Origin of the sequence: Paenibacillus sp. FSL E2-8871 (assembly GCF_038000345.1) — a bacterium.
Lineage (GTDB): Bacteria > Bacillota > Bacilli > Paenibacillales > Paenibacillaceae > Paenibacillus_AQ.
Map to the genome: position 1 here is coordinate 208,183 of NZ_JBBOBV010000001.1, position 10,743 is coordinate 218,925.

The following is a 10,743-nucleotide window of genomic DNA, read 5'->3' on the forward strand; positions in this document are numbered from 1 at the left end:
TTGCGCAACGTGTATACTTAAAATGCGAAAGAAACAATCATACTCGAAAAACGGGGTGTCCTCGCAGCCTTTTATACATGGCTACAGGGACACCCCGATTTTGTATGTTACTTCATTTAATTAGGATCTACACTTCGATTTCAAATGTTCTAATTTCGTAAGGTTCAAGTACAAAGGTAATAACAGGTTCAGTATGAACCTCACCTTCAGGACGTTCCATTAGATTGCACTCTTGCCATGAAATAATGTTCAAGTCGCTCGTCATATCAATTTGCTGGCGGCTTCCGGAATAGTCGTGAACACGAACGATTAATTTGTGTCCATCCTCAGATTTCTTAAGGGCAGATACCATAACCGTATCCGTTGAAAGACGAATCATGGACTTAGCTTCCACTTCAGCTTGCCCCTTGGTGCTACGCAGTGGATTGTTGATGGACCAGGCTTGACGGACTGTGTCACCCTGTAGCCAATCACCAGTATGCGGCAGGATAGAATACGTGAATGTGTGCTCGCCTTGATCCGCTTCAGGGTCAGGGTGCGTTGCCGATTTGATTAGGGATAAACGCATCACATTATCCTTGATGTCGTAGCCATATTTGCAGTCATTCAGCAAGCTAACGCCATAACCACGATCAGATAAATCTGCCCACTGGTGACCCACAGTCTCGAATCTAGCGTAATCCCAGCTAGTGTTCCAGTGTGTTGGACGCTTAACATTACCGAATTGGATATCATAAGTGGCTTCGGTAGCTCTTATCGCAACAGGGAAGGCTACTTTCATTAGCTGTTTTTTCTCATGCCAGTCTACGTTCGTCACGAAGTCGATACGACGATGCCCAGCGTGTAAGATCATTTGCTGTTTAATCGTGGAATCCATATAGCTCCATGTGAATTGCACAATACAACGCAATGAACCATTTTCTATGACTTCAATGCTAGTGCAGTCGATCACTTCGCGCATTTTTTGCTGATAGTAGATGTCAATGTCCCAAGCTTCATGTGCTAATGGTTTATCCTCAAACACTTGGAACACATTACCGTGACTTCCATTAGCTAATACTTGACGCTGTTCGTGTTTATCATAGATGGATGACAATTGACCTTGCTCGTTCCACGCTATTTCAAGGTGAGGCGTTGAAATTCCTGATTCATTCAGCTTGAATGGAGTGCTTAGTGGCTCAGAATTCACATCTGCCACGAAGGAGATGGTGGTGTATCCGAGAGAAGGAATGTCGGACACTTCAATGATCCAACGGTCACCTTCACGCTGAGCTTGTAATGGTTTACCTTCTGTGTTTATCCAATGTCCTGTTTCCATGCCAGGCTCTATAGTAATTTCTACGAGCTCAGATAATTCCCAAGAAGCATTGTTCCAGATGGTATATTTACCGGCTTCACTTCCGTTCACTAGTGCCTTCGTAGATTGTTCCCATACAGATTGACCAATGGCTTCGGCTTGAGCATATTCAATCGTACTGTCTTCGTACACTTCACGAATTGAAGAACCAGGAATAATATCATGGAATTGGTTACGCAAAATAATTCTCCAACCCTCGTCTAAATCGGTCTGACGATAGTTCGACCAATCTTCAGACACCACACTTTGCAGTGCGTTTAGCCATTCCGCCTCGCGGTATAGCAGTTCAAGCTTGCGGTTCATCCGCTTATTGTAGGCTTGGCTAGTGTACGTGCCACGGTGGTATTCTAAGTAAAGCTCACCATCCCATACATGGACATAACGATCTGTATTAGCAACAGTTTCTTGCAGATTACGGAAGTAATCTCCTGCTGTTCCTGTTTCAATCTTCGGTAGTCCTGGGAGATCGTTGAGTCTGCGGCGCATCTCTAGCATTTCGCGGTTAACCCCGCCGCCGCCATCACCATATCCGTAAGAAAGTAATAAATTGCGATTCACTTCTTTATCCCGGTACGTATCCCAAATTCCTTTTACAGTCTTAGGAATGATACGGCCATTATAGGTGTAGAACCAAGAATCTTCTTCAGACCAAGGCTCTGGTGTTGTAATGAAGTGTGTTAATACTTCAGTGCCATCAATACCACGCCATTGGAAGGTATCATGTGGCATGCGGTTATATTGATTCCAGCTAATTTTCGTGGTCATAAACGTATTAATTCCTGATTTTTTTAGAATTTGTGGCAAGGACCAGCTGTAGCCAAATACGTCAGGCAGCCATAAATAATCACATTCAACACCAAATTCATTACGCAAGAAGCGAGTACCATATAGCAATTGACGGACAAGAGACTCACCTGAGGTCAAGTTACAATCTGCCTCGAGCCACATGCCACCGCCAGCTTCCCAGCGTCCTTCAGCAACACGTTCACGAATCTTCTCATAGATTTCTGGATAATCGTTTTTGATGTATTCATAGAGCTGAGGTTGAGTCTGTAAAAAAGTATAGTCAGGGAACATTTCCATCAGACGGAGTACGGTCGAGAAGGAACGCGCACATTTCTCACGGGTATGCTTCAATTGCCATAACCAAGCTACATCAATATGGGTATGACCAATACAGGTAACAGTAACTGGCGAAGACTTTTCCATTTTATTAATTTCATCACGCAAATAATTACGAGCTTCCTCGATCGAAGCGTAGAAGACCTCTGAACCTGGACGAGACCAGTCAATCAGAAGAAACGAGCGGTCTACTGTACTTAGCAGCTGTGTATATTCTGGTGTTTTTGAATCGAGTACGTTCAGCGTCTCAACTACAGCAAGTGCTGTAAAATAGAAATCATCCGTTACATCGTCCAGCCAACAAATTTCTGCCATACGAATGCCATGTGTTTGATCTTTTTTAGGACCGCCACCTTCTAGTCCCGACCATAAACGGAAGGTAAGTGGAAGCTGCGTACCTACCGTTTCATCCGGCAAGAACACTTCTGTATGATTGGAATCTACACCTTGATAGGGTTTACCATTGTAAAAGAATAAAGATTCAAAGCCGGAGTTGTTTCCGGCACCCGTCTCGCCAAAATCAAATCGACCCAGTACCCTGCGTCCTGCCCAAGAGGCGGGTACGTCTATCTGTGTCGTTAGCCATAAGTACAGATCGCGGCCTTTCCAGGTATCGCCAACCTGTAGCTTAGACCATTCTCCATCCACGGGTGGTTCAGCTGCAATTTCACCTTGTTCGTCAATCATAGAATTGAAAAAAGGAATGTGTATTCGATCCCGGTAACGATATTCGGAAATCTCGTTTAGTTGGGAATTGAGTTTACGTTTGGTTAGAAACATGAGTAATAGCCCTCCATTATCTTGATGGGGGACGAGGATTATAAGACTTATAGGGTGATTACAGGTTTGTTTGGGGGGTAGAAACCAACTATAGACGATTTTTAGCGAGATGTAAACTCATGATAAAGAAAAAGGTTGCAAGGAGGAAAGTTTTACATCTAAAAATGAATGCGCTCCCATTGCACAAAAAGAAAGGTGGTGTTAAGCTTCTAATCCTAAAGGCTAGATTTTGAAGGAAGGTGAATTTGTTGAATATAAAGAAATTTTATCAAAATCATTTACGGAAAAAACTGTTTAATAAAATTTTAGCTATATATTCATCCATCATCATTATTACGCTTATTGCCTCTTCCATTACCGTTTATAAATACTATGAACAGACGATCACGCGTCAACATGTTGATGCTAATCGAGAGGTACTGGATTACGTGAGTTTATATATGAATCAGCAGTACGAAGGGATCCAATTGGCCATCCAGCAAATTTATAGTGATGCTTCTGTAAGTGAGGATTTGTCCTACTTTTTGCAACATGATTATGGAGATTATCTTAAATATCGTTTAGATCAGTTTGCTGAAATTGGGAGCTTTGTACCCCATACATTCGATACTTACTTCAAAACGTATTTGAATCAGAAAAGTGGTATCTCTGACGTTATCTTATACAGCACTGAGAAAGAATTTTATTATTTATATAAAAATAATACACGACAGCTCTACAAAAGAGATATAGATATTTCGGAGCAAAAATCACCCATACCCAAGAATGGTTGGGTTTCGCATGAAAAAAAATTATTACTTAAGGAAATAAGGGAAGACAATAACAATTTGTATACGATGACTAGGGAGCTTAAAGATCCGATTTCATTGAAAACGATCGGTATGCTCATTATAGATTTTGATGCTGAACTTATTTCAAAATGGCTTGGTACGAAAGGTACAGAGAATAATGGTCAAGTGTTGGTTCTAACACCAAGCGGTGACGTCATATATGATTCCTTAGGAAGGTATATGGGACAGCAGTATCCGCATATCGCTGGTCTTTATTCAGACAACTGGACTGCACTGGATGGATTATCCAAAGTTAACTTAAATACAACGAATAGCTCAGGTCTTATTGTGGCAGGGATCATTCAGAAGTCGCAGGTCAATAAAGAAATGGTGGTAGTACGAAATTGGATTATCGGGATTACGGCAGCACTAATTGTTGCGGCAATGTCCATTACATACGGAATAATTTTACGTTTCTCTAAAAAAGTGAAGATCATTGTCAAATCTATGAAGCGATTACAGGAAGGCGACTTAAGCACGCGCATTCATCTTAACCGGGAGGATGAATTGCAGCTCATTGCCAACAATTTTAACTATATGTGTGAAAGACTAGAGCTGTATATTAATAAAGTTTACATTTCAGAAATTACGCAAAAAAATGCAGAACTCGTTGCTCTTCAGTCGCAGATTAATCCGCATTTTTTATATAATACACTTGAAGCTATAAGGATGCGGGCTATTTCGCAAGGTGCGAAGGATGTAGGTCAGATGATTTACATTTTATCTACGTTATTCCGAACGATGATTAAGAAAAGTATGGTTGTTACCATCGCTGATGAGATTGAATATTGCAATCTATATCTTGAGCTGTTTCAGATTAGGCATAAAGATAAGCTTCAAATCGAGTCGCGAATAAGTCCAGTGGCTATGAATTGTTCTATCGTTAAACTGCTGATTCAGCCGGTCATTGAAAATTATATTGTTCACGGATTCAGGCCCGAACGCTCCGATAACCTAATCCGCATTGAAGTAACTGAATCAGACGGTAGCATTCAAATTGCTATTACAGATAACGGAAATGGGATTATTCCCAGCAAGCTAACGGAACTTCAAAAAACACTTCAAGTCAGTATGCGAATGGATGCACCACCTTCCTCGCTCGGACTATGTAATGTGAATGAGCGAATTAAGCTTTATTATGGGATTGAATATGGATTATCGATTGCTAGTGAGATCGGTGTAGGAACAACAGTCATCATGAATATACCAGTGGTAAGGGAGAGTATTAAATAATGCACAACATACTTATTGTGGATGATGAACCTCTTATTCTTGAAGGATTACGTTCAGTGATTGAATGGGAAGATTATGGACTAAGAATCGCAGGGCAAGCGAGTAATGGGGAAGAAGCTTTAGAATTTTTGCATAGCCATAACGAAGCCATTGACATATTAATTACAGATATTACGATGCCAAAGCTAACGGGACTTGAACTCATTCAACAAATTAAGTCTTTTGATTCAAAAATGAGATTTATTATCTTAAGCGGCTATGAACAATTTGAGTATTTAAAAGCTGGAATGAGTCTAGGCATTGAAAATTATATTCTTAAACCCATTAACATAAAAGAATTGGAATCGACCATTGAGCAAATTGTTGAGGTCCTCAATCAAGAGGATGTTGAACAATTTCATGCGAAGGAGGATCAGCAAGTTTTACGTAACAATATTCTAAATCGTTGGGTCACTGGAAATATAGATCGACAGGAGCTATTGCATCGTTCAAAAGTCTTAAATATTTCCTTGGACTGTTCATGTTTTACGGTGGCTGCGATTCGGCTTATTACGGAACATGAAGAGGACGAGAGTCAACTGCACCCTAATCAACTTATGGAAGAATGTTATCGTATCGCAGTGCAGTCCGTAGCAGAGCGCGGAACAGTTATTGTATTTATAGATATGGAAGGTGATCTTGTTCTTATTGTTGCGGAGTCGGCTGAAGATGAGAACAAAGAAGAAATGTATTGCATGCTGCAACAAGTGCAATGTGAGATTATGCATGAATTAGGAAAGTCTGTCTGGATTACGATAGGAAGTAAGGAATATACTTTTCAAGAAGTACCACAAAGTTATAAAAAAGCGAAAAGTTTATATGTGGATCATCTGATGCTGCCGGGCTATCCGATTATAGATTTGGACCAACTATCAAAGATGGTGTTACACGAGGAAAAGCTCGAAATTGATTATGAAGCATTTACTAAACTATTACTATCTGGCGAGCGTGAGGCGGCAAATCAATTTATCGCAGAAACGTTCCAAAAGCTGTTCGGATGTGGCGTGATTACACGCATTGATAATTATAACGTGGCGATTGAATTAATGTTGATCGCTAAGAATATGGAGAAAAACTGTAATTTCAGTGCTGTGTTTAATCCTTTGCTACGCATCCATACCATTGAGCAGTTGCTTCATCATGTGCAGGAAAGTGTGAATGAAACGCTGGACCAATTATCGCTAGTGAGTGATGAACTCAGTCCGAATATGAGATATATGGTGGATCAAGTGAGCAAACATTATAGAGAAGAACTATCTCTGAAGACGCTCAGTCAGCGAATGAATATGCATCCTACTTACTTGGGACAGCTATTTCAGAAGGAGATGGGGCGAAGCTTCTCTGATTATGTGAACCAATTCCGAATTGAAAAAGCAAGACAACTGCTGCTTCAAACTACGTTATTGACCAATGAAATTGCAGCTGAAGTAGGGTATCTAGATCCAGCGTATTTTTATCGCCAGTTCAAAAAATCAGTAGGCATATCTCCAACAGAACTTCGAAATATGTATAAAAAAGAAAAGGCGTAGGATTTAGGAAATGTTCCCGGGTATCACGTTCAAGTGGAGGGTTCACGAACGTTGGTCACGAGAATGTTTCCTTTTTTTTGTTCAAATCTTAAGGAATTTCAAGCCTCACGGAGGTCATTTTTTCTTGCGATCTTTAATTTTTACATATCATTCTGGAGTTTTTCAACTTTATGAAACCGCTTTTATAGCGCAGAATTAAAGATAGTTAAAGGGGCAAGGAAATAAGATCGAAAGGATATTACGGGGATTGTTTGGGGATAGAGAAGGGGGATGTAGAATAGTGTCTGCATTTTTCAAGAGCTTAAATAAGGATAAAGTACTGTGGTTTATGGTATTACCAGGGACAATATGGTTTCTAATCTTTTGTTACTTACCGATGTTCGGAACCATTATTGCATTTAAGGATTTCAAGATTCATCGGGACGGATTCTTTGCAAGCGTTTTTAATAGTAAGTGGGTTGGCTTTGAAAATTTCAACTTTTTGTTCTCGACGGAGGACGCCTATATTATTACAAGAAATACGATACTGTATAACGTGGCGTTGATCTCTCTCGGTTTAGTTCTTGCGGTGGGTATTGCGATCACCTTGAATGAACTTGTGAACAAACGAATGGCCAAAGCGTATCAAACAGCGATGTTTATGCCTTACTTCCTTTCTTGGGTTATTATTAGTTTCTTTACATTCAGCTTCCTAAGTGTAGATAAAGGGATCTTGAACCAAGTGATTGTGTATTTCGGAGGCGATCCTGTTTCCTGGTATGGGGATACTCGCTTTTGGCCATATATCCTTATTTTCATGGGGATTTGGAAATCCATCGGATATTCGAGTGTGGTTTACTTAGCAGCCATTGCAGGTATCGACAAGTCCTACTATGAAGCAGCTATGATTGATGGGGCCAGCAAATGGCAGCAAATTAAGTTTATTACGCTTCCTCTGCTTAAACCCTTAATGGTTACGCTTACTATTCTAGCGATTGGTGGTATCTTTAGATCTGACTTCGGGTTATTCTATCAAATACCTCGAGATTCCGGTGTTTTATACTCCGTAACGAATGTTATCGATACTTATATTTATCGAAGCATGAGTACGACAGGAAATCTAGGGATGAGTACAGCAGCTGGTTTATATCAATCAATCGTTGGATTTATCATGGTGCTTGTAACGAACTCTATTGTGAAAAAGATCAGCAAAGAAAACGCGATATTCTAGAAAGGAGTCAATTGACGTTATGGAAGTATTCAAACGTAAGCCAAAAGAAGTCGACAACAACGCCATTACTCCTTTTTGGAATGTGGTACTCAATATTGTGATTGGAATTTTCGCTTTTACCTGTGTGTTTCCGTTCTTGTTTGTCATAGCTATTTCTTTTACAGATGAGAAAGTACTCGCTTTAAATGGATTTAGCTTAATTCCAGAAAAATTTAGTATGGCGGCGTATCAGTTTATTTTTAACACAGGGGATCAGTTATTTCGTTCCTTTGGAGTTACCTTACTAGTTACTGTACTAGGTACGCTCATTAGCTTATTTCTAATTACAACTTACGCCTATGTTCTTTCTCGAAGATCATTTCGCTATCGTAATTTTTTCAGCTTCTTCGCCTTCTTCACGATGTTATTCTCAGGCGGAATGGTTCCAAACTATATTGTGGCCACACAGTTTTTACATTTGTACAACACGATATGGGCTTTAATATTGCCAATAGCGATGAATGCCTTTTTCATCCTAGTGATGCGGACCTTCTTCCAGACTTCAGTGCCTGATGCACTTATTGAGGCAGCCAAAATTGACGGTTCAGGGGAGTTTCGGACGTTCCTGCAAATTGTACTTCCGATCTCATTACCGGGGATTGCAACGATTGGATTGTTCTGTACGCTGGGCTATTGGAATGATTGGTTTAATGCGCTGCTGTATATAGATGATGCGAGTCTTGTACCGCTTCAAGCGATGCTGATGCGAATTCAGAATAATATGGAGTTTGTTATCCAGAACAGCATGCAGATGGGATCAAGCTTTGAGATTGCTGCGACATTGCCGACAGAAACCGTTCGTATGGCGATGGTTGTACTGGCGACCTTGCCTATAGCACTAGCGTATCCCTTCTTCCAAAAGTATTTTGTAAAAGGCTTAACTGTTGGCTCTTTAAAAGAGTAACACTACTAAGATGTATTTATTCGAATCGCTAGAACAGGAGTCGATATAAATAAAAAGTTAATTAATCTAAAGGGGGAAAATAGAAATGAAAGCGAAAAAAAGTTTAACGCTCGCTCTTGCTGGAACAATGCTTTTGTCTGGCCTTCTTGCTGGATGTGGTTCGAATAATAATACAAATGCTGCTAAAGAAACAAACAATTCAGCGGCAGCAGGGAATTCAGCAGGGAATACATCGGAATTAAAGCCATATGAGCTGAAGATGTATTTAATTGGTGGACCTCAAAAGGACTTGGATCTTGTCTTAAAAGAAGTTAATAAATATACCCAAGAAAAAATTAATGCGACGTTGAACATTACGATGTTCGATTGGGGTGATTACGATAAGAAGATGCAAGTCATTACCGCTTCTGGTGAGCCTTATGACATTGCCTTTACCTCTTCTTGGACAAATGATTTCCGCCGTAACGCAGCGAATGGTACCTTCTTGGGTCTGAACGATCTGTTAGATAAGTATGGAAAGGAAACAAAAGAGGTTTTGGATCCTCGTTTCTTAGAAGGAACTAAGATTAAAGGTGAGATCTATGGTGTTCCTGTAAATAAGGAGCTTGGACAGCAATGGGTATGGCGCTTCAATAAGAAATATGTTGATAAATACAACATGGACATTTCCAACATTCGTACATTGGATGATCTAGAGCCACTTCTTAAAACGATTAAAGAGAATGAGCCTGCGGATATTACACCGCTAGCTGTTCCTAAAGGCTTTAAACCATTCATGCCATTTGACTATGTACTAGGTGATGAGTTACCTATCGGGGTCTATATGGATTCCACAGATGGCAAGGTTGTTAATATTCTGGAGACACCTGAACTTGCAACATCGTTAGATACGATGCGCAGACTTTACACAGCAGGTTACTTACGCCCAGACGTTGCAACACTTGAAGGTATTGATAACATTAAGACCGGTAAATGGTTTGCCGATCGCGAAATTACACAGCCTTATGCAGAAAAAGGTTGGTCTCGTTCAGCAGGTTATGAAATTGTAACTTCGCCTATGCATGAGCCTTATGTGTATACACAGTCCGCCGCAGGTTCGATGCACGCTATTTCCGTAACCTCAGGTGATCCTGAACGGGCTATGATGTTCTTGAATCTTTTGAATACAGATAAGTACTTACGCAATTTGCTCAACTATGGTATTGAAGGCACTCATTATAAGAAAATCTCCGACAATGTCATTGAAGATCTGCCAGCTATGCAAGATAGCTATGCAATGCCAGGCTTCACGCTTGGAAATATGTTACTGACTTATCTGCATGCTGATGACCCTGCTGATAAATGGGATGCTTTCAAGAAGTTTAATGATTCTTCAAAAGAAGCCCCTACCTTCGGTTTTGCATTTGATCCTACACCTGTAAAAACAGAAGTAGCGGCAATCAACAACGTAACTAAAGAATTTATGCCAGCTCTATACACAGGTTCTGTTGATCCTAAAACATATCTGCCAAAAGCAACCAAGAAATTTAAAGAAGCTGGACTGGAAAAAGTCATTGCTGAAGTTCAAAAGCAGCTTGATGAGTGGAACCAGACAAAGAAATAAGCTTTGAACGTAACAAAACGCCTACGATTAATCTAAAGGTAACGCAAATAGGATTAGTGGAGACGGGCAGCTATGCTGCCCGTCTCTCTATCTATAC

The 10,743-nt window shown here is 40.3% G+C and carries 6 protein-coding genes; 5 read left to right on the top strand and 1 reads right to left on the bottom strand.

Going from position 1 to position 10,743, the window contains the following annotated elements; genetic code table 11:
* Positions 1-127: 127 nt before the first annotated feature.
* On the bottom strand, positions 128-3,259 hold the full coding sequence (locus NYE25_RS00945) for an alpha-mannosidase (protein WP_341144875.1): 3,132 nt from the start codon (positions 3,257-3,259) through the stop codon (positions 128-130).
* 248 nt (positions 3,260-3,507) lie between these two features.
* Between NYE25_RS00945 and NYE25_RS00950 the strand changes: the two genes are divergently transcribed.
* The 5 genes from NYE25_RS00950 to NYE25_RS00970 all read left to right on the top strand — a co-directional run bounded on the left by NYE25_RS00950 (position 3,508) and on the right by NYE25_RS00970 (position 10,646).
* Positions 3,508-5,322, top strand: coding sequence for a sensor histidine kinase (locus NYE25_RS00950; RefSeq protein ID WP_341053836.1), 1,815 nt, complete (start codon positions 3,508-3,510; stop codon positions 5,320-5,322).
* Positions 5,322-6,890, top strand: coding sequence for a response regulator transcription factor (locus NYE25_RS00955; protein ID WP_341053837.1), 1,569 nt, complete (start codon positions 5,322-5,324; stop codon positions 6,888-6,890). The genes NYE25_RS00950 and NYE25_RS00955 overlap by 1 nt, the downstream gene beginning before the upstream one ends.
* A gap of 328 nt (positions 6,891-7,218) precedes the next feature.
* On the top strand, positions 7,219-8,100 hold the full coding sequence (locus tag NYE25_RS00960; RefSeq protein WP_445667164.1) for an ABC transporter permease: 882 nt from the start codon (positions 7,219-7,221) through the stop codon (positions 8,098-8,100).
* 19 nt (positions 8,101-8,119) lie between these two features.
* Positions 8,120-9,043 (top strand): carbohydrate ABC transporter permease, encoded by a 924-nt coding sequence (locus NYE25_RS00965; RefSeq protein WP_341053840.1) that lies wholly within the window; start codon positions 8,120-8,122, stop codon positions 9,041-9,043.
* Between the two features lie 85 nt (positions 9,044-9,128).
* A complete protein-coding gene (locus NYE25_RS00970; RefSeq protein ID WP_341144876.1) occupies positions 9,129-10,646 on the top strand; it encodes an ABC transporter substrate-binding protein in 1,518 nt (505 codons plus the stop codon).
* The last annotated feature ends 97 nt before the right edge of the window (positions 10,647-10,743 follow it).

Coding starts and splice junctions, on each gene's coding strand:
- NYE25_RS00945 (WP_341144875.1), bottom strand. CDS start 3,259: ATGTTTCTAACCAAACGTAAACTCAATTCCCAACTAAACGAGATTTCC.
- NYE25_RS00955 (WP_341053837.1), top strand. CDS start 5,322: ATGCACAACATACTTATTGTGGATGATGAACCTCTTATTCTTGAAGGA.
- NYE25_RS00960 (WP_445667164.1), top strand. CDS start 7,219: ATGGTATTACCAGGGACAATATGGTTTCTAATCTTTTGTTACTTACCG.
- NYE25_RS00965 (WP_341053840.1), top strand. CDS start 8,120: ATGGAAGTATTCAAACGTAAGCCAAAAGAAGTCGACAACAACGCCATT.
- NYE25_RS00970 (WP_341144876.1), top strand. CDS start 9,129: ATGAAAGCGAAAAAAAGTTTAACGCTCGCTCTTGCTGGAACAATGCTT.